Below are 24,312 nucleotides of genomic sequence, written 5' to 3'. Positions count from 1 at the left end.
TTTAAACCTTTAACGGTAATCGCTAAATTCTAATGCGCTTAACCTATTTTTTTCTTCTAAAAATTCCGACCAAATACTGTGCAGTATCACTGCTGCCGGCTTAATATCTTGTAGCATAGCCGATACCTGACCTATTTCCAACTCGCCCTCATCCATATTTCCTTCAAACATACCCAGTTTAGCGCGTGCCTTTCCCAGAAGATGCGCCAATGCCTCGACATTTGCACCTTCCGACTCTGCTTTGGCTACTGCCTCTGCAAATTCATTTTTCAATAACCGTACAGGGACCAGTTTTTTCATCGTCAGCTTAGTATCGCCCTCCACTGCCTGTACTATCCTATGTTTAAAATTGGGATGCGCTGAGGACTCCTCTGCAACAGCAAATGCGGATCCTATCTGCACGCCTTCGGCACCCAATGCAAAAGCCGCAAGCATTGCACTACCACTTCCAATCCCCCCGGCAGCAATCACCGGAACTTTAACCACAGCTTTAACCATGGGTACTAAACACATTGTCGTAGTTTCTTCTCTTCCATTATGCCCACCTGCTTCAAACCCTTCGGCCACAATGGCATCTACTCCGCAAGCCTCCGCTTTTAATGCAAATTTTGTGTTGGCAATAACATGTACCACCGTGATCCCCTTTTCTTTTAAAAACCCCGTCCAGCTAGCAGGGTTTCCTGCCGATGTAAATACCACCTTTACCCCCTCTGCAACTATAATATCCATTACCTCCTGCACATTAGGATAAAGCAACGGAACATTTACCGCAAACGGTTTTGATGTTGCCTTTTTACACTTTTGTATATGCTCCAGCAAAACATCAGGATACATAGACCCGGCACCAATAATGCCCAATCCACCTGCATTAGATACCGCAGAAGCCAACCTCCATCCGCTACACCAAACCATACCGGCCTGGATAATTGGATATTGAATACCAAAAAGAGCTGCAATTCTATTCTTCATCAGATGCAAAGAAAAGACATTTATCTAAATAAAACTTAAAACAATCTCTCTACTCTCGATCCCAGCATTATTATCCCGCTTATCTCTTCAAAATCAACAAGGTTTATACCCGGCCTTTTTCCTGGCTCCAAACTACCGTAACGTTCCTCAACCCCCAAAAACTCCGCTCCATTAATGGTGCCCCACTTTAAAAGATCATCAAAGTCAATTCCAAAGTTGATTTGCAGGGTCTGCATCTCTGCAAATATGCTCAGTCTGTTATTACTGGCTAAACTATCCGTTCCCAACGTAATTTTTACCCCGGCATTCCTCAGCATATCTACATCTGGAAGCCTGTTCTCTATATACAAATTCGCATTCGGACAAAGGCACCAATACAAATTGGGATGATATGCTTCTGCAAATTCAACATCTGCTTTTGAAGTAAAAGTATTATGAACCAACAGCGTTTTCTGTTGGCCAGATAACATTGGTAAAAATGTTTGTAAAGATGTTTTACCAGAGGCTTCATAGAAGTCAATATCAAGTCCCAGAATTTTATACAATTCCAAAAAACCTCCTTCTTTATGCTCAAAAAATAGATTCTCATCTTCCGTTTCCTGGTTATGAATACTCAGCAACTCAGCCTTCGTTTCACCATTATCGCGCAGTTCCTTAAATAATTCAGCTGAAACCGAATATGGGGCATGCGGAACAATTGAAACTTTAAGGGGTTCAAATTTCTCCTTAAATTCAAGTGCACGCGTTATAGATTCTTTTGCCGTCAAGGGATTAAAACCCATAACCTCCAGAAAAGTATGGTAATAAATAGGGCTTCCAAGCTTAGTTCCCCTTGAAATGATCTGATTTGAAATATCACCAACGGCAACTATTCCATTCTCAAACATTTCTCTGTCTGCTCTTAGCATGGCCAGATCCAGCGCATCTTCATCAGAGGTCCTCAATTTCATTATGGCCTGCACAAAACCCAATAACCCGGTACGTGTTTCTATCTGGCCCTTTAAATGCGACAATTCCAAATGGCAATGTGTATTCACAAATCCCGGCACCAATAAACCCTCATAATGGGTTATGCCCTTTATTTTCTCATTTTCAGCTTCTTCAGGTGTTAAAACACTGGTTATTGTACCATCAATTTCAACTCCTATCACCCCATTTTTTATTGGGGGGCCAACCACAGGAAATACGTAAGACGCAGATATATAAGAAATCATAACTACAAAGAACGGATAATAAGCGCAGAAATCTATAAATTAGTAGCCGCTAAAAGCTATTTTATATAAGTTTGCAAAACATCAACAACCCTATAAATGAATCGGATAGACAGACTTTTTGGAATACTTGTTCTACTTCAGACAAAAAAATATGTTACAGCCGACAAAATTGCGGATCAATTTGAGATTAGCATCCGTACAGTTTATCGCGACATTAAAGCACTTACTGAACAGGGAATTCCAATTAGTTTCGAGCAGCCAAAAGGCTACTTCATTGTCCAGGGATACTTTCTCCCACCCGTATCGTTTAATTCGGAAGAAGCAAATGCTTTATTAATAATGGAACGCCTGGTTTCCGGCTTCACCGATCAATCTATTCTTAAACATTATACCACTGCATTAAATAAGGTCAAAGCGGTATTGCGCAGTAATCAGAAGGAGAAACTGGAGCTACTAAACAACAACATGATACTGCAACTGCCAGATTCTATAAAAAATGAATTTGAATACCTTTCGGCCTTACAAAATGCCATTTCCTCGCAGTGCATCATAGAAATTGCATATACAAACAACAAAGTGCAAACCACTAAAAGAGAGCTGGAACCAATCGGACTCATATTTTATGCATTCAGCTGGCATTTAATCGCATGGTGCCACCTCCGCTGCGAATACCGTGATTTCAAGGTATCCCGAATTGAATCCGTAAAAAATTTAGAAATCCCGTTCCGAAAAACCGAGCACATGCAATTAAGTGAGTATATGAAGCTCCTTCCGGTCAATTATTAAAATAAATTTTCTTTCTCAAAACAGACTGCCATAGGGTTGTCAGTTGCGCCCGTTTACTTTGTTCTACAAAACAAAAAACAAAGTTATGAGCAGAATTAAAATGTATTTAAAAGAACTGGAGCAAGAGGCTTTAACCACACGTAAAATGTTGCAAAGAGTGCCAACCGATAAGTTTGCCTGGCAGCCACATGAAAAAAGTATGACCGTTAAGCGATTGGCCACTCACATTGCTGAACTGCCAACCTGGATTACGATGGCCATCAAAACCGATGAGCTTGACTTCGCCGATAACCCCTATCAACCTGTTGATGTAAATACTACTGAGGAACTATTGGCTTATTTTGAAAGTTCACTGGCCGATGGCAGATCTGAGCTTAAAGAAGAAAACGAAAGTCTTTTAGATAAGGACTGGACTTTAAGAAATGGACAACAGATTTATAGTGTGGAACCAAAAGCAGATGTAATCCGAATGAGTATTAATCAAATTATCCACCACAGGGCTCAATTAGGGGTATTTTTAAGACTTCTTAACATCCCAATTCCGGGAAGTTTTGGTCCCAGTGCCGATGAAATGGATTTTTAAAATGATTTGCTTTGTTTTAAAATGGGGTCAATTTGTGATCAGAATGACCATGCTTTTCTTTCTAAAATAAGTTGCTTAAAAATATTTTGATAGCATATTTGGTTATAAATTGATTCCTTTGTAAAAAAGAAATCAATTTATAACTCTAATATCCATGTCTGATTCTAGCATCCGATTAAATAAATACATTAGTGAAAGCGGTTTATGCTCTCGTAGAGCGGCCGACAGATATATTGAGCAGGGCAATGTATTTATCAACAGCAAGCGGGCTAAGGTTGGCGACAAGGTCATCTTTGGAGACATTGTTACGGTTAACGGACAAACTATTGAACCTAAAGAGGTCGAGAACTCTGTTCTTATTGCTTACAACAAACCTGTTGGCATAACCAGTACTACTGAGGCTGGTGTAAAAAGCAATATTGTTGACCACGTAAATCATAGTGAAAGGGTATTCCCAATCGGACGTCTGGATAAAGACTCTCAGGGCTTGATCTTCCTTACCAATAACGGAGATCTGGTAAACAAAATACTTAGAGCCGGTAACAACCACGAAAAAGAATATATCGTTACCGTAAATAAACCCATTACGGAATCATTTTTAACCGGAATGGCCAAAGGTGTACCGGTATTGGGCGTAATGACCAAAAAATGTAAGGTAACTCAGGAAAGTCCTTTTGTATTTAAGATCATACTGATTCAAGGTCTAAACCGACAAATCAGACGGATGTGCGAGCATTTTGGTTTTGAAGTAACCAAGCTGGAACGCGTCAGGATCATGAACATCAGCATCAAAGGCATTCCTGTTGGCGAATGGCGTGAACTTACTCCTGCAGAGCAGACTGAGATATTTAACATGGTTGCAAAATCAAGTTCCGAAAGTGCTGCTCCCAAAAGAGTAAATAAAAAACCTAAAGCCAGGGCAGAAGAGGATTTATCCGAAAATGTAACTCCAAGAAAATCTTCAGGCAAACCCGGAGGCCCTAAAAAACCTTATAGCAAGGCTTCTTCAGGTACGGTAAGCAGAGCAGATCGTCCCGCTGGTGGCAAAGGTAAATCAGCACCAAAATCTGCCGGAGGTTTCAAATCGGCTGCTTCAAGCACGGACTGGAACAAAAACAACGGACCAAGCAAAAGACCGGTAAGGCCAACAAAGGGTAGATCCGGCGCTCCTGCAGCAAAAACCAGAAGTCCCAAACGATAATTGTTATTGGCAACAACTCCCCGCCGTGTTGAAATGAATTATCAATGACGGGGAAAGAATATTTTTTAGGTAACTTTGCAGCCAAATGCTTATTACAAAGAAAACTGATATACGTTCATTAGATCTGGCGCAGCTGCAACAGCACTTTACCGCCATGAAAGAACCTTCTTACAGGGCCAAACAGGTTTACCAATGGCTTTGGGAAAAATCAGCACGCACTTTTGCAGAGATGAGTAATCTTTCAAAAGAGCTTAGAATTAAGCTTGATGAAAATTATGCCATCAACGTAGTTGAGGTTAACAACTCTCAATTCAGTAATGACCATACCATCAAAAATACATTCAGGCTATATGATGGAAACATTGTAGAGGGCGTTTTAATTCCGATGGACGACCGCATGACCGCTTGTGTAAGCTCTCAGGTTGGTTGCAGCTTAACTTGCAAATTCTGTGCAACAGGCTATATGGATCGTAAACGTAACCTCAATGCTGATGAGATTTATGACCAGGTCGTATTAATTGACCAGCAGGCCAAGCAAAATTACAATGCCCCGTTGACAAATATCGTTTATATGGGTATGGGTGAGCCCCTGCTTAATTATGCCAATGTATTAAAGTCGATAGAGCGGATCACCGCTCCCGACGGCTTAAATATGTCGTACAAACGAATCACGGTGTCTACAGCAGGCATCTCTAAAATGATAAAAAAGCTAGGCGATGACGGCGTTAAATTCAATCTTGCCCTATCATTACATGCTGCCAATGATAAAAAGCGCAATGAGATTATGCCGATCAATGAGCACAATACCTTAAAGGCGCTTGAAGAAGCATTAAAATACTATTATTCCAAAACCAAAAATGCAGTAACCTACGAATACATTGTGTTTAATCACTTCAATGATGAAATTGAAGATGCCATGGAGCTTGCAAAGTTCTGCAAACATGTTCCCTGCAAGGTTAACCTGATTGAATACAATCCGATTCAGTTTGCTGATTTTGTGAATGCTGAGGGTGATAAAATTGATGCGTTCTCTAATTACCTGAAAAGCCAGGGCATCACCACAAATATCAGACGCAGCCGTGGTAAAGATATTGACGCCGCCTGTGGTCAGCTCGCCGTAAAACAGCAAAATTAATCACCGGGGTCAGTCACCTAAATCCTAAAAAGGGAAAATTAGCGCATGAACTTAATTAAACATCGCTGTCTTTGCAGAATAAATTTATCTAAGTTTGTTCAATGCGTTTGTCTCCTCTGTTTTTTGCGCTCCTTTTCCTGGCATTTACGGCTTGCCGTAAATCTGAAGAAATAANCTAMNGATMGKAAAGCAAAGCTTTCTTTTTCTACAGATACCCTCCTGTTCGATACCGTATTTACCACTGCAGGATCTACCAATAAACGAATCAGGGTTTACAACCCCAATGTAAAACCGGTTAACATCAAAGAAATCAAACTCGGTGGTGGTGCAGGCTCTTATTTTAGTCTCATCATAAATGGACAATCTGTTAACCAGAAGTCAAACCTTCAAATTGATGGCAAAGATTCTATCAGCATCTACGTAAAGGCTACCATTGATGCAAATAACCAAACAGAGCCATTTATTGCCCAGGATTCTATTTTGTTTAATACAAATGGCAACAGGCAATCCGTTGCGTTAATCGCTTACGGACAAAATGCCGTTTTCATCAACAACCAAACCATCACCTCAAACACCACTTGGAATAGCACCCTGCCTTATATCATCTACAAATCTGTAACGGTTGCCCCGCAAACTACGCTCACAATTCTTCCCGGCACTAAAGTGCTTTTCCATGGAAATTCAGGAATGAACATTCGGGGGAAGCTGATAGCAACCGGCACACCCGCAGATCCTGTTTTGTTTTCGGGAGACCGGACAGAAAGCATGTACGCAGAAGAACCAGGGCAATGGAATGGGCTCCATTTTTACAGCAGCAGCTCAAATTCAAAGCTCCATTATACCCAGATTAAAAATGCAGTAATTGGGATCACTGTAGACTCTCTTTCCACAAACAGCACCGCCAAGCTAGCTCTTACCAATAGCACCATAAAAAACATGGCCATCGCCGGATTTGTAGGTTACACCGCTCAGCTTGATGCCTATAACAACCTGTTTTACAATGCCGGCCAATATCTTTTGTATGGCGTTTCCGGTGGCCGCTATAACCTTAAACAAAATACATTTGCCGGCTACAATACAAAGTTACCGCGCAGAACACCATCTTTGTATTTCTCTGATGCAAGCAGTGGATATCCCTCCAAAAACTTGAAAATCCTAATGGTCAATAATATCATTTGGGGAAGCTTAACTGAAGAGCTTCTGGTTGATAAAAAAAGCACTGCGGCTATCGAAATAGAATTGAGCAACAACGCCATCAAAACAATGTTCAAAACCTATCAGGGCAATTCTAACCTGTTAAATATTGATCCCAGCTTTGTAGATCCGCTCAGATACAACTTTATGCTTCAGAACAATAGCGCGGTCTTAAATAAAGGCCGCAATCTAAGTGCTGACCCTGCTTTTGATCTTTTCTTAAACAAAGACCTTAATAATCTGCCCAGAATATTCCCTTCCGAACTCGGGTGTTACGAGCATAATTAAAAAAATACACATCAATTATAACAATTTCAACATAAGGTCGTTTATGTTATTGAGAGCGTTAATTTAGATGGTAAGGGTCGGTATTCTTAATAGAAATACCGGCCCTTTACTTTTTATTTTCAAATAAGTCTTTTATTTTTTGGCAATTAAGAAATAATTCGTTCCTTTGTTATGAGAGCGTTAATTTAAGGGTCGATAATTCCATGCAAATGGGCTATCGGCCCTTTATCTTTTATAAAAAATCCAGTTAAATTTTACTACTTAGAGAAGTTTATAGAAATAATATTCTTTATTTCCTCAGGCTTAAATGGCTTCAATATATGTCCATTCATCCCACAAGCTTTGAACTTGCTATTTTCATCCTGCAGCGTAGAGGCGGTAAGCGCAATTATAGGAATAGTTTTAAAATACTCGTCATCTAACTCCCTTATAATACTTGTCGTCTCAAATCCATCAATACCGGGCATTTGAATATCCATAAAAATAAGGTCAAAGGTCCTGGTCATTACCTTCTCAATAGCTTCTTTACCATTTCTGGCAAATTCAAGCTCAAAGCCCCATTTACTAAGTATGCGGTTTGCAATTAGAATATTAATTTCATTGTCATCAACAACCAGTATCTTTTTCCCAATAAATGAGGCTGGTGCTTCTGCTGATTTAACTGGTCTGGTCTTTTGTGTTGCTTTGCTAAATTGAATATCGAAAGAGAMTWCRNGWYSCKCTTCCNNNCTCCTTACTCTTTACCGTAATATCCGATTTATACAACTTTAACAGCTTCTTGGTAATGGCCAAACCAAGACCTGTGCCTCCGTATTTTCGTGATATATCCGTTTTAGCCTGAGTAAAAGTTTCAAAAATGTATGACTGCTTATCCTCAGGAATTCCAATACCATTATCCTTTACCACAAAGCGCATTACTACAGCTTCTTCATTTTCACTCACAAGCTCAATCTTTAATTCTATTGTCCCATAATCTGTGAACTTAATGGCATTTCCAAGTAAGTTCATCAGGATCTGATAAAGCCTGGTTTTATCCCCAAGAATATTCACAGGTAGCTGATCATCGCATTCCAATGTCAGCTTGTCTCCTTTTTGTGCAGCATTAATTTGTAAGGAATTCACAATATCGCAGGCCAGACTTTTTATGTCTAATGGTATAGCTTCCAGTTGCAGATTACCGGTTTCAATTTTGGTAAAATCCAGGATGTCGTTAATAATATGCAAAAGGTTCTCTGCAGAAAATTTAAGCACATTCAGATCTTCTAGCTGTGATGCTTTAGGGTCATTATCTATCAGTAAGTGGGTCATTCCAATTACTGCATTTAACGGCGTTCTAATCTCATGGCTCATTACAGAAAGGAACATCTCCTTAGCCTCGCTCAACTGCAAAGCCTGTTCTTTAGCTTCGAGAAGCTCGTGCTCTATCTGCTTGCGCTGAGTAATATCCGAGATCAGATCAATCTGGCGCTCAAGCGCTCCCTTATCATTTATAATCGGGGTATTAGAAACCGAAAGCCAGATAGATTGGCTATCCTTGGTTTTGGCTTGTACCTCTATCTGATAAGATTCATTTTTCAGCGACTTTGCCCTGGAGCTTAAGATCAGCTCTTTATGTGCTTCATCTTTAGAAAGAATATCGCCCAGCTCCTTACCCTTCAACTCGGCCAAAGAATAGCCGGTCAACTTTTTAAGGGATTGGTTTATCCAGGTAGTTTTACCTTCAGCGTCTGAGATATTGACTCCGGTATTGGTTTTACTTGCTACCAATGACAGCACCTGCAACTCTTCTTCTGCCTTTTTCTTTTCAGTAATATCTATAATGATCTCCACCTCCATATCAACCTTCCCTTTATCATCCAGCACTACTGTATTGTAAATAGATAGCCAAATGGGTTGGCCATCCTTTCTGTATGAAAGGAGGTCTACCGTAAAGGACCTGTTTTGCTTGATCAGGAGCCTTGCTTTTTTCAATAGCTCCAAATCCGTTTTGGGGCCAATGATCAAATCACCCAGGCGTTTTCCCTTTAAATCATTAATGGTAAATCCGGTGATCTTTTCAAAGGCATCGTTCACCCAGGTTACATGGTTATTGGCATCGCTGATCACCACAGCATTATTGATCTTACTCGCTACAAAAGACAGCCTTACCAATTCACTCTCTACCCGTTTATTTTCGGTGATGTCTCTTCCATATGTATACCAGCGTCCCTCGCGGGCCACCATATTCCAGCTCAGCCAACGCACCTGGCCATGCTTGCTCTTTACCCTGAATTCTACATTGAATTCTTTAACCTTTTTCTTTAGTCCTTCTTCAATAATATCCACCAACCTGCTGATGTCTTCTTTATTGCAAAATTTCCAAATACTTAGTCCTATAGATTCGGGAACCGAATAACCAAGTATACTGGTTACCGCATCGTTTATAAACAGGATTTTACCTGAATAATCTAGAATACAATGGATCTCGGGCGAAACTGTCGAAAGATTTAGCAGTTCCTCAAAGCGCCTGGTTTTGGCTTCCAGCTCTATTGTTTTTTTTCTTAAAGTAATATGGGTAATGGTTTCATTGGCAAGCGTTACCAAACCATCTTTCTGGTCATTGGTTAAACATCGGGTTATTACATCAAACACTGCAATAACACCTATTTTAAAGCCATTTTCATCCAGAAGTGGGGCACCTGCATAGAAACGGACACCGGGTTTACCGGTAACCATGGGATGATCTTTAAATCTCTTATCGGTTAACGTATCCTGTATTTCAAGTATCTCATGTCCTTTAATCGTTTCTGCACTAAAAGATACGTCTTTTGCAACATCACCATTGCCGATACCGATAAAGGATTTCAAAAAGAGCCGGCTTTCATCAACCAGAACAATAACCGCAATAGGTGCATTACATATTAAAGTTGCAAGCTTGGTAATATTGTCGAACTTCTCCTCTGAAGGGGTGTCCAAAATATTATACTCATGCAATACTTTAATACGCTCGCTTTCACTGGCAGACGAATCCCGGCTCTTCGATGACATTTAATTTATAACTCCCTTTCTATTTATATAGGGGGAACTTACTTACCAATTCAATTACCTTTTGTTTTACCTGCTTAAGGTTGTTTTCGTCCTCAGCGTTGGTAATTACCTGGTCAATCAGATCAACAATAAGTTCCATTTCTTTTTCTTTAAATCCTCTTGTAGTTATAGCAGCAGTTCCTACGCGTATACCCGAAGTAACAAATGGAGATTTATCATCAAAAGGAACCATATTTTTATTTACTGTAATGTCGGCTTTTTCAAGCGCATTTTCAGCAAGTTTCCCAGTGATATTTTTATTTCGCAAATCAATCAGCATCAGGTGGTTATCAGTTCCGCCAGAAATAATCCCGTAACCTCTTGATACAAATGCCTTTGCCATTGCCTGCGCATTTGCCTGTACTTGTTTAATATAGATCAGATAATCGTCACTTAAAGCTTCACCAAAAGCAATTGCTTTTGCGGCAATAATGTGTTCTAAAGGACCACCTTGTGTACCCGGGAAAACAGCCATATCTAATACTGAGGACATCATTCTGATCTCGCCTTTAGGTGTTTTTAATCCAAATGGATTTTCAAAATCCTTACCCATCATAATCATACCACCGCGCGGGCCACGTAATGTCTTATGTGTAGTTGTAGTAACTATATGGCAATGAGGAAGTGGGTTGGTTAATAATCCGCGAGCAATAAGACCTGCCGGATGAGAAATATCTGCCATTACCAATGCGCCAATTTTATCAGCTACACCGCGTACAAAAGCATAATCCCACTCTCTTGAGTAAGCAGAAGCACCAACTATGATTAATTTCGGGCGCTCAGCTAACGCTAATTCTTCAAGTTTAGCATAATCAATTAAACCATCTTCTTTTTTAACACCGTAAAACAACGGATGATACAATTTTCCTGAAAAGTTAACCGGAGAACCATGAGTTAAGTGACCACCATGAGAAAGATCAAACCCTAAAATTTTATCTCCAGGTTGGATTACCGCAAGCATTACCGCAGCATTTGCCTGTGCACCAGAATGTGGTTGTACATTCACCCATTCCGCACCAAAAAGTTTCTTTGCACGTTCAATAGCAATGGTTTCCACCTCATCTACCACCTGGCATCCACCATAATATCTTTTGCCCGGAAGGCCTTCAGCATATTTATTTGTTAAACAAGAACCAGCGGCTTCCATTACCTGTTTGCTTACAAAATTTTCTGAAGCTATCAGTTCAAGTCCATTTTCCTGACGGTCCAATTCCCTGTCAATCAAATCAAAAATTAAAGTATCTCTAGTCATTTATCGAAGTATATTTTTGTAAAATTAGCAATTTTCCTTCTTACTTTGATAACAAAATACCTTACTTTGTATTTCTATTGATAAAACCCCTGCATGGAAGATATTAACGGTCCATTACTACCCAACATAAACTATCCTACTGATTTAAAGCAGTATAAGGAACAAGACCTTGAACAAATTTGCAAGGAACTTCGTCAATATATTATAGATGTGGTTAGTGTAAATGGTGGACATTTTGGTGCCAGTCTTGGCGTTGTTGAGCTTACAGTAGCTTTACACTACGCATTAAACACCCCATATGATAAGTTGGTGTGGGACGTTGGACATCAGGCTTACGGACATAAAATCCTTACCGGACGCAGGTCAGTTTTTCATACCAACAGGATATTAAACGGCATTAGCGGTTTCCCTAAAATCAGTGAAAGCGAGTTCGATACTTTTGGTGTAGGGCACTCTTCTACATCCATCTCGGCAGCACTGGGCATGGCCGTAGCTTCTCACTATAAAGGAGAAACCGATCGTCAGCATGTTGCAGTGATTGGAGATGGTGCCATGACCGCAGGATTGGCCTTCGAAGGATTAAATCATGCCGGTATTGAAAATTCAAACCTATTGGTGATCCTGAACGACAATTGCATGTCTATCGATCCTAATGTTGGTGCACTAAAAGAATATTTAACAAATATTACTACCTCAAAATCTTACAACCGCTTCCGCGATGACATTTCTAATGTACTCATCAAGCTTTCCGAGCTGGGGCCTAATGCACATAAGTTTGTTAAGAAAATTGAGAAAAGCATAAAAGGTACACTGCTGAAACAAAGCAATTTGTTCGAAGCCCTGAACTTCAGATATTTCGGCCCGGTAGATGGTCACGATGTGGTCCGCCTAACCCAGGTCATCAAAGATTTAAAAGACATCCCCGGTCCTAAGCTTTTACATTGCGTAACCGTAAAAGGCAAAGGCTTTGCCCTGGCTGAGAAAGACCAAACCAAGTGGCATGCCCCTGGTCTTTTTGATAAAATTACCGGAGAGATTAAAAAGTCTGTTCCTGATAAACCACAACCTCCAAAATACCAGGATGTTTTTGGTCACACTTTGGTTGAGCTTGCAGAAGCCAATAAAAAAATTGTAGGTGTAACTCCTGCTATGCCATCCGGATCTTCAATGAACATCATGATGAAAGCAATGCCTGCCCGCGCCTTTGATGTTGGCATTGCAGAACAGCATGCCGTTACTTTTTCCGCAGGGCTGGCTACTCAGGGACTTATCCCTTTTTGCAATATCTACTCAAGCTTTATGCAAAGAGCTTATGATCAGGTGATTCACGATGTTGCCATACAAAATTTAAACGTAGTATTCTGTCTGGATCGCGCAGGTTTAGCCGGTGCCGATGGTGCCACACACCATGGTGCTTATGATTTGGCCTACATGCGCTCTATCCCTCAAATGACAGTTGCGGCTCCAATGAACGAGGAAGAATTACGTAATTTAATGTATACTGCTCAGCAAGACAATATGGGGCCTTTCTCCATACGTTACCCTCGAGGAAACGGCGTTATTGTCGATTGGAAACGTCCGCTAAAAGCATTAGAGGTAGGAAAAGGCAGAAAAATCTGTGATGGCGAAGACCTCGCCATACTTACCATTGGTCACGTAGGTAATTTTGCAGTAGATGCATGCAAGGAACTGAATAGCGAGGGCATACATCCGGCACATTACGATCTTCGTTTTGCCAAGCCTTTAGACCAGGCCATGCTGCATGATGTATTTAAAAGATACAAACACATCATAACAATTGAAGATGGATGTATTCAAGGTGGGGTGGGAAGTGCAATACTCGAATTCATGGCCGACAATGCCTACAGTGCTCAGGTAATCCGTTTAGGTATTCCTGATAACTTTATTGAGCATGGTGAACAGGCTGAGTTATGGGCTTTATGCGGTTATGACACCACAGCAATTATTAATACAGTAAAAAAGATTGCTGTAAGCAGAACTACAAAAACAATGGCCTCCTAATGCCAAATGCCTCAACGTTAAGGCATCAACCATTTGTAAAGCCAGATCCGGAATTAATGGATCTGGTCATCAATCATCTTTCTTCCCATCACCCACTTCCCAAAGTACTCGAAAACGAAATTAAAGCGTGTTTGTTTGAAGTCCGGGTTAAGAAAAATGAATACCTGCTTAAGCAGGGCGAAACAAGTGAATACTTGTACCTCATCATTAAAGGTCTGGTAGTTGGCTATACCACACTTAAGAATAAAAAACTCACCACTTATATATGTCTGGAAGGTGAATCTGTGTCCGCTATAAAAGGAATGTACGGCGATGAGCCCTCCGGCGAAAGTATTTACGCCGTAGAGGATTCCCTTCTTATCGGTTTACCCATACACAACCTGCTGCAGTGGCTGGAGACCTCGTTTGAACTGAACATCATCATCAGAAAAATAGTCGAGTCCTTTTACAAATCTGCACACCAAAGGTCTAATCTGGTCAGAATGGGATCGGCCCAGGAGAAATATGAATTCTACCTCACCACAACAAATCATAATATACAAAGAATTCCCCCTCAATACATTGCCGATCTGCTGGATATAAAGCCCGAAACACTCAATAAGATTCTGAAAAAGGCAAAAGAGCCAAATGAGGCTTCAGTAGAAACTTATTTCGAGTTAATTGAAGATTACATGAGAAATCAGGAGGCCTTTAAACAGCACGGATTAACCCTGCCTAAGATGGCGGCCGACCTTAGGATTCCTACCCATCAGCTGTCACATGTATTAAATTTCCATTACAAAAAGAGTTTCACTGCTTTTGTAAATCGCTATAGAGTGGATTATGTCAGAAGCAAATTGCACAATACATCTGCATGGCAACACCTCACCATAGAAGCTTTAGGAAAAGAAGGTGGATTTTCATCAAGAAGTGCCTTTTTTGCTGAATTCAAATTACACACTGGCATGACCCCTTCTGAATATGCCAAGTCCGGACAAAATTAAGTCCTGCATTATAAATCAGGACTTAATTCTCTTTCCTTTCCTTGCCGCCAGATAACCTATTGATTATATTTGTTAATAATTAATAAACTTATTTATACAAAATAATTAAGTTCAACGATAATTATTGCGTCCAAGAAATGGAAACCTCAGAAATAACCTGGTTAACTGCCAACAAAACCTACAAAAAATGCCCCTATTGCAAACAAGGAGACTTAGATTCGAGAGTTAAAAGAGGCACTTTAGTTAAATCATTTTTATTTTGGCTCGATCTTAAACGATACGCATGCGGATCATGTGGCCGTAAGGTTTACATGGTTGGTAAAAACGAAAAATAACACCGCTTATTTGTGGGTATATAGCTGCAATTTAAATGATTCCTCTACATCATTCGGTTGTACCAGTCCTATTGCCATAACGGTGTAGTATTGCCCAGCTGTTAAAACACAAGTCTATGTTTTTTGCGATAATTAACCTCACTATCTTCTCTTACTCGTACCTCAACGCTTCTATAGGATCTAATTTTGATGCCTTCAGTGCCGGATAATAGCCAAAGAAAATTCCTGTTATTGCGCAAACCAAAAAGGATATTACAATAGAGAATTCAGAAATTACCGTCGGCCAGTTCAAGGAAGCCGGAACAATCAGCGCTGCCGAAATCCCCAATATCACGCCAATTACCCCGCCCGTTACACTAATCACAATAGCCTCTATCAGGAATTGTAATAAAATATCTATGCCCCTTGCACCTATCGACATTCTCAAACCTATTTCACGGGTTCGCTCGGTAACCGAAACATACATAATGTTCATAATTCCTATACCTCCAATTACCAGCGAGATACTTGCCACTGCAGTTAACAGCGCAGTCATCATACTGCTTGTAGAATTCATCATCGTCATTAATTCCGCCTGTGTTCTTACCTGAAAGTCATTGTCCTCAGCATCTCTTAAACGATGTGTTTCTCTAAGGATGCTGGTTATTTCTGCAACCGCAGCATCCGAAGCAGCTTCGCTGGTTGCCGATGCATAGATCTGTCCAAAATAAATGGACGATAAAATCCTTTTCTGAACTGTTGTGTATGGGGCAATAATGATATCATCCTGATCCTGTCCAAAGTTACTTGTACCTTTTGGGGTAAGCACTCCTATCACCTGAAATGGGATTTTACCAAACCTGATGATCTTACCGATCGGATCTTCTCCGTTAGGGAACAGGTTATCCACCACCGTTTTACCCAGTAAGCAGACCTTGGCCGACGACCTCACGTCTTGCTCCGAAAATATGATCCCTTCTTTAACTGACAGCTTCCTGATATCCAGGTATTCCGGACTTACCCCCTGAATAGAGGTAGGCCAATTGGCCGCACCATTAATAGATTGCCCACTCGACGAGGCCAGCGGAGAAATCTCTGCAATATTAACTGCATTCTTTTTCAAGGCATCTACATCTTTAATGGTCAGCGTTTTAAGGCTGCTGCCCATCATCCTCGCGCCACCAGGTTCGTTGCTATAGGGCATAATGGTAATCATATTCGACCCCATACTGGCAAGCGAAGCATTAATACTCTGCTTTGAGCCTTCTCCAATAGACATCATGGTAATTACTGATGCCACGCCTATAATAATGCCCAGCATGGTCAGTAGTGCGCGTAATTTATTACGTTGCAGGGCTTTAATTGCCAGTCTGATGAGATTAATAAATTTCATATTTCCTCCTTAGTAATCGTCTGTTGCAGGCAAAGAAGCCAATGCTTCTTTAGCCCAGCGAATGTGTTTATTCATCGAATCTTTTTGAACCTTTCCGTCCCTTAGCATAACTGTTCTGGTGCTAAATGCGGCGATATCCGGCTCATGGGTAACGAATACGATTGTTTTTCCGTTCTGATTCAGTTCCTGCATAAGCGACATGATCTCGTAAGATGTTCGTGTATCCAGGTTTCCCGTAGCCTCATCGGCTAGGATCATAACAGGCTCATTCACCAATGCCCTGGCAATCGCAACGCGCTGCTGCTGTCCGCCCGACAACTGGTTTGGCATATGATCAAACCGCCCATCAAGCTTTACGGCCTGTAAGGCTGCAATAGCGCGTTCGGTCCGTTCTTTCGTACCAATAGTGGGGTTGTACAGTAAAGGGAGTTCCACATTTTCAAGCGCAGAGGTACGTGGCAATAAGTTGTACGACTGGAAAACAAAGCCAATCTTATGGTTCCTTAATTTTGCCAGTTCGTCTCTGGTCAGCTCTTTTACGTTTACATTATCGAGCATATAAGTACCCTCTGTAGGTTTGTCCAAACAGCCCAGCATATTCAGCAAGGTGGTTTTACCCGACCCGCTGCTTCCCATTATGGTTAAAAACTCGCCCGAATCCACATCAAATGAAACCCCCTTTAAGGCCCTTACTGTTTCGGTACCCATTTTAAACTCACGCTTTACATTTTCTATTTGAAGGATCTTGTTGCTCATCGTCTGTTTCCTCCTGGTCTTTTTGGCATAAATGGACTTGAAGCTGCCGCTGCTGCCGGAGTTCCTGCCGAGCCACCATTCATTCCGCTGATCACTACATCATTTTCATTCAACCCTTCAAGTACTTCTACATGTGTATTGTCATTCAGCCCCGTTTTTATTCTTTTCTGGATAAGCTTTTTGCCTTGCAATACCCACACAAAAGAAGGCTCCATCTTTTCCGTTTCCCCGGCTGGTGCTTTGAGTTGGTTAGTCGCACTGGTATCCTTTCTCATCCTGCCTTTACCGCCTTTCCTCCCCATTCCTCTGCCCGGCAATGGCACAATTTCATATTCTTTAAGTAAACTCGAATCCGGATTAAATTTTAAGGCCTGAGCCGAAACCAGCAAAGCATCATTTACCTCTTTGGTGTAAATTATAATGTTCGCAGTCATGCCGGGTTTTAATTTCTTATCGTCATTTGGCGCATCAATCAGTGTGGCGTAGGTAACTACGTTTGCTGATATGGATGGCTGCAATCTAATGTCCTTTACCGTTCCGTTAAAAGTATCGTCAATAAAGGCATCAACGGTAAAAGTCGATCGCTGACCTTTAACAACATTGCCTATATCTGCCTCGTCCACTTTTGCCTGAACCTGCATTTTCGTAATGTCTTTGGCAATGGTAAAAATTGTTGGTGTATTAAAGCTTGCCGCAACAGTTTGCCCTATACTAACGCTTCGCCCTAATACCACCCCATCTATTGGAGAATAGATCTGGGTAAAGGAAAGGTTCCTTTCTGCCGATCTCAGCTGTGCCTTTGCATTACTTACATTAGCGGTTGCCACCTGCAAGGTGTTTAATGCCTGGTCGTATTCTGCCTTGCTGATAGATCCTGTTTCAAACAATTGTTTCTGACGACTAAAGTTTGCCTGCTGATAGGTCTGGTTACTTTGAGACTGTGCCAGGCTGGCTTTCGCCTGATCAACTGTTGCCTGTATCAGTGTCTTATCCAATTCTGCAAGCAACTGTCCTTTCTTAACGGTTGAGTTAAAATCGGCATACAATGCAGAAATGGTTCCCGATACCTGCGTACCTACGGTAACTGTATCCACCGGCTGGACTGTTCCCGTAGCCGTTACACTTGTTGAAATTGAACCTCTCGAAGGCTGCTCCTTGGTCAGCACTACGGGCTGCTGCTTAGTCCTTAAAAAGAAGTACCATACTAAACCAAGTACAACTATAATGGAGATAATGATTAGAATAATTTTTCTGGACTTCATGACTTATAATTTAATGGGTGTTCCTAAGTAAAACTCATAGATTCTTGCAGCCAGAGCTGCATTATATTTTGCCTGTATGTACGATTGCATTGCCTGTACATATAAATTCCTTTGCTGGTAGAAGTCTACAATATTTGCAACCCCAATCTTTAGTTCCTGGTTGGCAATACGGTATACTTCCTGGTTAAATTTCAACTGCTCGGCTGCTGAGGCGAACTGCCCCTGCGAATTCTGCGCATTGATGTATGCTTTCTCTGTATTCAAAGCCAGCGTCGTCTTTGTGTTTTCCAGCGTTAGTTTAGATTGTGCGATATCAATCTTTGCTTTGGCAACATTGGTCTTATTTTGCCTTTGGGTAAAAATTGGGATAGACAAGGTTAAACCGGCCTGCTGGTAAAAGTTATTATCAAACTGTCTAAAGGCATTATAGTTTGGGTCTTTCGCATAACTTGTACCCATCCCTGCACCCAGGGTTAACGATGGCAGATAACCTGCTTTGGCTTTGGTAAGCCCGAGGTCCGAAATCTGTACACCCAGTTCTGCATTCTTTATTTCCGGACGGTTTTGCAAAGCATATTGCTGTACGGTGCTCAGATCGGTGATCCTTCTTGTCGAAATTACCGTATCTGGTTTTACGACATCAAAATCTTTAGCATCCGGCAACTGCAATAACTGCTTTAGGGATATTTTATCCTGGCGCTGGGCATTCCGCGAAGTCGTCAGATTGTATTTATCCGATGCAAGCTGCGCCTCAAACTGTGCCACAACTTTACGGGCCACCGATCCCGCAGCAAACTGGCGTTTTGCCTGTTCAAGCTGAGCCTGGGATGTTTTTACCAGGTCCTCATTGTAAATGATACTCTCCTTATCTACAAGTATACTCAGGTAAGCCTGTGTGATCTGTAAGGTAATGTCGTTTTCATTTTCCAGAATACTGAAGTTTGCCGACTGAACCGACAAATCCTTTTGCTTTATATCTGTTTTAAGATAACCTCCTTTATATAGTGTCCACGAAGAACTCAAGCCATATGACCCCGAATAATTAAGGCCGCCGGAATTCCCATTGGTAGCCATGTTATAATGGTTAAAGGATTGCGAAGCCGAGCCGTAAAGATCAGGCAGCAATGCCGATTTTGCCAGCAACTTATCTTGCTGGGCGCTTTGCTTATCCAGTTGCAAACTCTTAAGCTGAATGTTATTTGTCTTTGCGTACTGCAGGCATGCTTCCAGATCCCAGATCGGCGGCAAAACTTTTAATGTGGTATCCTGACTAAAGCCCCGGAGGCTAAAGCAGGTGACGCATAAAAGCAGCAGAATTTTCATTGTTAATTTTGACATATCTCTATATAAAAAACCATATTAACTGATCAAATCAACAGCTATTTAGCCTCTAAAAAAAACGCGATAGACCGGCATATCAAACACATCGACCAAGGGTAGATATGAATCGACGGAAACATTTGCACTTATCTGGATAGGTTCCCTACCTTGTACACACTTAATAATCATTAAATTTTAAACCAATGGTTTCCCTAAAAAGCCGTTCCTATCTTAGCATATTACTCCATGTATTTTCATGGATGTTATTTGCTTTCGTGCTTCTTTTTCACCAGCCTTTATCATGGAATATCACATTACCTCCTCAATTCTGGGTTAAGCAAAGCTGTATCCTGTTGATGTTGATTGCTGTATTTTATGTAAACAGCAAAATCCTTGTCCCTCAGCTCCTGCTAAAAAACAAAACACTCACCTTTGTATTGGTTATTCTGGCCATAGCCATTTTAGCCGGTCCCCTGGTAAAGATCATAGACAACGCACTGAATTTACCTGAGTTGATGTCAAAGGCATTTAGTGAATTGGGAATACCCCGACCCCAAAAAAGATCAGATAGAATTGATGTCTTCCAGATCATTATGACCTTGTTTATGGTAGGTATCAGTACCAGCGTTACCTTAATTCAGAAATGGCAGGCATATAAACAAAGCAGAGAGGCCCTCGAGAAAGAAAAAATAGGTTCAGAACTATCCTTTCTAAAAGCACAAATCAACCCCCACTTCTTTTTTAACACCTTAAACAACATTTATGCGTTAACGCATGTAGATGTCGACAAGTCCAGGAAAGCCTTACACAAGCTGTCGCGGATGATGCGCTACTTGCTTTATGAAACGCAGTCGGGCATCACCCCACTCAGCAAAGAAGTCTCTTTTATTGTCGATTACATTGAACTCATGAAATTGCGTTTAAATGATACCACTACCGTGGTTTTTGAGGAGCCAACACTTAAGTCCGACCCTCAGATCGCCCCCATGCTGTTCCTTCCGTATATTGAAAATGCCTTTAAATATGGAGTCAGTACAACTGAGCCTTCTACCATAGCTATATCGCTAGAATTGCAGGACAATCAGCTAACGATGGTCGTAAAAAACTCCATTTTTAAAAACAATTCGATAACAGCTGATGAATACGGTGGAATTGGCTTAAGCAACACCAAAAGAAGGCTCGAATTGTTATATCCCGGTAAGCATACCTTTAGTGCACATGCCACAGAAGATACCAAAGCATTTATTGTTAACTTAAACCTAACCCTCGATGATACTGAATTGCATAGCAGTTGATGATGAGCCACTGGCGCTTGGTTTGATCTGTAGTTTTATTGAGCAAACGCCTTTCCTAAAATTGGTGGGTAGCTTTTCGAGTGGCATAAAAGCTTTAGAAGCTTTGCACGATCAGCAAATAGACCTTATTTTCCTGGACATACAAATGCCCGATTTAACGGGCATCCAACTGGCCAGAACACTGGAAAGCAAACCGGGAAACGCAAAACCAAGGGTAATCTTTACTACCGCATTTAACAATTACGCGATTGAAGGATATAAAGTGGATGCGCTCGACTACCTTTTAAAACCTTATGATTATGAGGAGTTCTTAAAAGCAGCGGGCAAGGCCAAAACATATACCGAGATGTTAACTGCCAAACAACCGGCCGCCGATAATGAGGAATACATTTTTCTAAAAGTCGAGTATCAACTGGTTCGGGTGGCCATAAAAGATATCGTTTACATCGAGGGATTAAAAGATTATGCAAAGGTCCATCTCGCTAATGAAACCAAACCCCTGTTATCCCTGATTACCCTGAAATCGCTTGAGGATAAACTCCCAACCCGCCTTTTCATGAGGGTACACCGCTCATTTATCATCTCTCTCGATAAAATTGATGCCGTTACCAAAAATACCGTACAGATCGGCGGCATCAATATTGCCATCGGAGAACAGTATAAAGAGGCGATGAAGCAATTCCTCAGCAACTGGCTGTGAGCTGCCATCCAGGGGCACCACCAATGGGCTGGGCTTCGGATGTCTTAGGCTGTCCCGATGGCAACATCTCCTCCCGTTTTTGCTTTACACAGGATTCAATTCCCTAAACCTGACGATATGTTTCTACCTTCTCTTGGTATATTCTATGTGGAAAGGTGATCCTGCTATAGTGATGTTAATTGGCTGATCGCATATAAAGGAAGATTGCTCAGCCAGGCCTCCCGCCTGAAATCGGACATAGAGGTTCGTATGGCAAGTTTTGGATCGTACTTATCTACATAGTTCCGTAAGCTTTTGGCCCTGAGATTTTCTTCGGCTTTAACTTCTATTGGGATAATGTTATCCTCATATTGTACAAGAAAATCGATTTCTGCAGTTGCATTTTCTGCTGACCAATAGTAAACAGTTATTTCCTTTGTTGTTTTCAATTGCTGGAGTACATATTGCTCGGTCAAGGCTCCCTTAAACTCCTCAAATATTGCATTCCTCTCCAGGAGGGTTTTTACATCAATGTCACCCATTGCTGCTAGCAGGCCAACATCAAGCAGAAATAATTTGAAAGCGCTCTGATCTTCATAAGCTTTCAAGGGGATCGCAGGTTTACTTGCGCGGGATACTTTATGGATAAGCCCGCAGTCAATCAGCCATGACATAGCCAGTTCATATTCTTTGGCACGGGAGCCATGTTTGATTAATCCGTAGATAAACTTTTTGTTCTCTTTTGCCAATTGAGAAGGAACTGAATTCCATAGCATTCTGATTCTTGGCACAATTTCATGAGGTGCGTGTTTGGAAAAATCCTACTCATAAGCCTCCAAAATACGTTTTTGTATTGCCCTTACTTCTGTGAAATTTTCCTCTTGTGTAAAAGCAAGAACAGCTTCAGGCATGCCGCCCACATAATAATACTGCCTCAGCAGGTCGATATATCTATTTTTATACACCTTAATCAGGCTCCAGTCCTGGCTATTTAACACTTCCACCAGCGCTTGCTGGCCTTTGGCATTAAGAAACTCTATATAGTTCAGCGGATAAAGGTCTAAAAACTCAACTTTCCCAACAGGAAAGGACGTTTGTCTATTCCAGGCAACCCCAAGTAATGAACCCGCTGAAATGATATGATATTCCGGTGCATTTTCATAAAAGTATTTCAGTGAGGTCAGCGCTCCAGGCGCCCCCTGTATTTCATCGAATACAATCAGTGTGTTTTCTGGCTGTATCACTATCCCAGTTTCTATTTGTAATGCGGTGATGATTCTGTTGATGTTAAAATCTTCCTCAAAGACTCCTTTAAGCAGTTGTTACTTTCGAAATTAACATAAGCAGTTTGTGCATATTCCTGTTTACCAAATGCCTTCATCAACCATGTTTTACCGACCTGCCTTGCTCCACGGATAATCATCGGTTTGCGGTTCTTTTTAGTTTTCCAGGTTAGTAAATTTTACCTAACGAACAAGGGTAATTCACAGCGATTTGTTGAGACAATGTATGCTCAGGAATTTCGCCATTTTTTCAGCAAATGCAAAAACTTAGGCCTGAGGATTCTGTCCAAAAGCTACATAAGACTCGAAGACCAGGAACAGAAACAACATATGGAATAATAAAATGTAGTTTTATAAACTGATCTTCTTCTTTGTCTTGATCTCTTTACTAAGCCTGTTTACCTCTTCTATCAGCAAAGGAATCGCCGGATAAACCATATTATGTCCATACCCCTGCAACTCATGCAGCACTGTGGTCTTGTTTCCTGCTAATTTCATCATCCTTGCCAAATAGGCATTTTCTTCGTAGCGCCCCAGCATTTCCATTTCTCTGTCGCCGGTAAGCAATAACATTGGTGGTGCAGTTGGACGAACGTGATACAGCGGGGCATATTCATCAATTATAGGCTGAACATCTTTTATCTTGCGCTCCTGTCTTACGGTAAAGTGGGTAATGGCCTGTCCACTAAAAGGAATCAATCCTGCTATGGAGTCGGCATCTATGTTGTACGCGGCAAGGTATTTTTTATCTAAGGTCAGCATCATCCCAAGGTAAGCTCCGGCCGAATGGCCCGAAACAAAAATCAGCTTATTATTTCCTCCATATTTCGCAATGTTATTAAAGGTCCATGCTACAGATGCTGTTGCATCTTCAATAATATCTTTTACAAGTGCTTTAGGCGACAGTCTGTAACCCACGGCAACTACAATAAAGCCCTTTTCAAGCAATTCTCTTGGCATTTCTTTGTTGCCGCCGGTCAGGCCACCGCCATGAAACCAGACTATTGTTGAGCTATTCGTTTTATCTTTAGGATAATACACATCGAGCTTACACCTTTGCTCACGATAAGCATCCCCTTTGGCCGAAGTTGGGTAATAGCTAATGTCTTTCTTTGTTTCATAGCTCGTCTGCTGGGCAAAACCTTGGGCATACAACAAAACACCGAACAGAAATAAAATTATTTTTCTCATAATAAGTGTGAGTTAATAATTTTTAATGATAATCCATAAAAACTTTTGTATCAAATTTGATCGATTTGCTAAAACGCTTTATTTTGTCTTAATTTAGGTTTGCATATAAATGAACAGGGTACCCTA

General features: G+C 41.1%; 21 protein-coding genes and 1 pseudogene. 9 read left to right on the top strand and 13 right to left on the bottom strand.

Going from position 1 to position 24,312, the window contains the following annotated elements:
• Positions 1-9 precede the first annotated feature (9 nt).
• Positions 10-969: a nitronate monooxygenase family protein gene (locus N824_RS02580; protein ID WP_048903576.1), complete on the bottom strand. Its 960-nt coding sequence runs from the start codon at positions 967-969 to the stop codon at positions 10-12.
• Positions 970-1,004: 35 nt separating this feature from the next.
• Positions 1,005-2,183: an amidohydrolase family protein gene (locus N824_RS02575; RefSeq protein ID WP_048903575.1), complete on the bottom strand. Its 1,179-nt coding sequence runs from the start codon at positions 2,181-2,183 to the stop codon at positions 1,005-1,007.
• Between the two features lie 96 nt (positions 2,184-2,279).
• Between N824_RS02575 and N824_RS02570 the strand changes: the two genes are divergently transcribed.
• From N824_RS02570 to N824_RS02545, 5 genes are all read left to right on the top strand, one after another.
• The gene (locus N824_RS02570; protein WP_048903574.1) at positions 2,280-2,969 is read left to right on the top strand and encodes a YafY family protein; all 690 of its coding nucleotides are present in this window, start codon (positions 2,280-2,282) and stop codon (positions 2,967-2,969) included.
• Between the two features lie 85 nt (positions 2,970-3,054).
• A complete protein-coding gene (locus tag N824_RS02565; RefSeq protein ID WP_048903573.1) occupies positions 3,055-3,552 on the top strand; it encodes a DinB family protein in 498 nt (165 codons plus the stop codon).
• 154 nt (positions 3,553-3,706) lie between these two features.
• Positions 3,707-4,753, top strand: coding sequence for a 23S rRNA pseudouridine(2604) synthase RluF (rluF, locus tag N824_RS02560; protein ID WP_048903572.1), 1,047 nt, complete (start codon positions 3,707-3,709; stop codon positions 4,751-4,753).
• An 85-nt stretch (positions 4,754-4,838) separates the two neighbouring features.
• Complete coding sequence (gene rlmN / locus N824_RS02555) at positions 4,839-5,888, top strand: 23S rRNA (adenine(2503)-C(2))-methyltransferase RlmN (protein ID WP_048903571.1); 1,050 nt, start codon at positions 4,839-4,841, stop codon at positions 5,886-5,888.
• Positions 5,889-6,368: 480 nt separating this feature from the next.
• Positions 6,369-7,370: a hypothetical protein gene (locus tag N824_RS02545; protein ID WP_048903569.1), complete on the top strand. Its 1,002-nt coding sequence runs from the start codon at positions 6,369-6,371 to the stop codon at positions 7,368-7,370.
• 257 nt (positions 7,371-7,627) lie between these two features.
• Here the strand turns inward: N824_RS02545 and N824_RS28850 are convergent, their stop codons facing one another.
• From N824_RS28850 to glyA, 3 genes and pseudogenes are all read right to left on the bottom strand, one after another.
• Positions 7,628-7,987: a response regulator gene (locus N824_RS28850; RefSeq protein ID WP_255327406.1), complete on the bottom strand. Its 360-nt coding sequence runs from the start codon at positions 7,985-7,987 to the stop codon at positions 7,628-7,630.
• 70 nt (positions 7,988-8,057) lie between these two features.
• A pseudogene (locus tag N824_RS02535) lies at positions 8,058-10,397 on the bottom strand (PAS domain S-box protein).
• Positions 10,398-10,416: 19 nt separating this feature from the next.
• Complete coding sequence (gene glyA, locus N824_RS02530) at positions 10,417-11,688, bottom strand: serine hydroxymethyltransferase (RefSeq protein WP_048903566.1); 1,272 nt, start codon at positions 11,686-11,688, stop codon at positions 10,417-10,419.
• Positions 11,689-11,781: 93 nt separating this feature from the next.
• On the opposite strand from glyA, the gene dxs reads away from it, so the two are divergent.
• Together dxs and N824_RS02520 are read left to right on the top strand one after the other, a co-directional pair.
• Positions 11,782-13,710: a 1-deoxy-D-xylulose-5-phosphate synthase gene (dxs, locus tag N824_RS02525; RefSeq protein ID WP_048903565.1), complete on the top strand. Its 1,929-nt coding sequence runs from the start codon at positions 11,782-11,784 to the stop codon at positions 13,708-13,710.
• Positions 13,710-14,693: a helix-turn-helix domain-containing protein gene (locus N824_RS02520; protein WP_048903564.1), complete on the top strand. Its 984-nt coding sequence runs from the start codon at positions 13,710-13,712 to the stop codon at positions 14,691-14,693. The genes dxs and N824_RS02520 overlap by 1 nt, the downstream gene beginning before the upstream one ends.
• A gap of 486 nt (positions 14,694-15,179) precedes the next feature.
• Here the strand turns inward: N824_RS02520 and N824_RS02510 are convergent, their stop codons facing one another.
• Genes N824_RS02510 through N824_RS02495 form a run of 4 tightly spaced genes read right to left on the bottom strand, consistent with a single transcriptional unit; the run spans position 15,180 to position 19,756 of the window.
• The gene (locus N824_RS02510; RefSeq protein WP_048903562.1) at positions 15,180-16,400 is read right to left on the bottom strand and encodes an ABC transporter permease; all 1,221 of its coding nucleotides are present in this window, start codon (positions 16,398-16,400) and stop codon (positions 15,180-15,182) included.
• A gap of 9 nt (positions 16,401-16,409) precedes the next feature.
• Entirely contained in the window at positions 16,410-17,156 is a 747-nt protein-coding gene (locus tag N824_RS02505) for an ABC transporter ATP-binding protein (protein ID WP_048903561.1), read from the bottom strand.
• Positions 17,153-18,418, bottom strand: coding sequence for an efflux RND transporter periplasmic adaptor subunit (locus N824_RS02500; protein ID WP_048903560.1), 1,266 nt, complete (start codon positions 18,416-18,418; stop codon positions 17,153-17,155). The genes N824_RS02505 and N824_RS02500 overlap by 4 nt, the downstream gene beginning before the upstream one ends.
• 3 nt (positions 18,419-18,421) lie before the next feature.
• Positions 18,422-19,756, bottom strand: a complete 1,335-nt coding sequence (locus N824_RS02495) for a TolC family protein (protein WP_048903559.1) — start codon at positions 19,754-19,756, stop codon at positions 18,422-18,424.
• A 185-nt stretch (positions 19,757-19,941) separates the two neighbouring features.
• Between N824_RS02495 and N824_RS02490 the strand changes: the two genes are divergently transcribed.
• Positions 19,942-21,033 (top strand): sensor histidine kinase, encoded by a 1,092-nt coding sequence (locus N824_RS02490; RefSeq protein ID WP_048903558.1) that lies wholly within the window; start codon positions 19,942-19,944, stop codon positions 21,031-21,033.
• Complete coding sequence (locus N824_RS02485) at positions 21,008-21,733, top strand: LytTR family DNA-binding domain-containing protein (protein WP_048903557.1); 726 nt, start codon at positions 21,008-21,010, stop codon at positions 21,731-21,733. The genes N824_RS02490 and N824_RS02485 overlap by 26 nt, the downstream gene beginning before the upstream one ends.
• A 164-nt stretch (positions 21,734-21,897) precedes the next feature.
• Here N824_RS02485 and N824_RS32955 read toward each other — a convergent pair whose 3' ends face one another.
• The 4 genes from N824_RS32955 to N824_RS02475 all read right to left on the bottom strand — a co-directional run bounded on the left by N824_RS32955 (position 21,898) and on the right by N824_RS02475 (position 24,186).
• Positions 21,898-22,503, bottom strand: a complete 606-nt coding sequence (locus N824_RS32955; RefSeq protein ID WP_235206968.1) for a DUF4143 domain-containing protein — start codon at positions 22,501-22,503, stop codon at positions 21,898-21,900.
• A 30-nt stretch (positions 22,504-22,533) separates the two neighbouring features.
• Entirely contained in the window at positions 22,534-22,956 is a 423-nt protein-coding gene (locus N824_RS32950; protein ID WP_200869799.1) for an AAA family ATPase, read from the bottom strand.
• An 11-nt stretch (positions 22,957-22,967) separates the two neighbouring features.
• Positions 22,968-23,093, bottom strand: a complete 126-nt coding sequence (locus N824_RS38180) for a hypothetical protein (RefSeq protein ID WP_373419273.1) — start codon at positions 23,091-23,093, stop codon at positions 22,968-22,970.
• A 253-nt stretch (positions 23,094-23,346) separates the two neighbouring features.
• Complete coding sequence (locus tag N824_RS02475) at positions 23,347-24,186, bottom strand: alpha/beta hydrolase (protein WP_048903556.1); 840 nt, start codon at positions 24,184-24,186, stop codon at positions 23,347-23,349.
• Between the last annotated feature and the right edge of the window lie 126 nt (positions 24,187-24,312).

The organism is Pedobacter sp. V48, from assembly GCF_000523515.1.
In the GTDB taxonomy this organism is placed as follows: Bacteria; Bacteroidota; Bacteroidia; order Sphingobacteriales; family Sphingobacteriaceae; genus Pedobacter.
The sequence above is the reverse complement of the archived record's forward strand: the minus strand, read 5'-3'. Positions and strand labels throughout refer to the sequence as shown.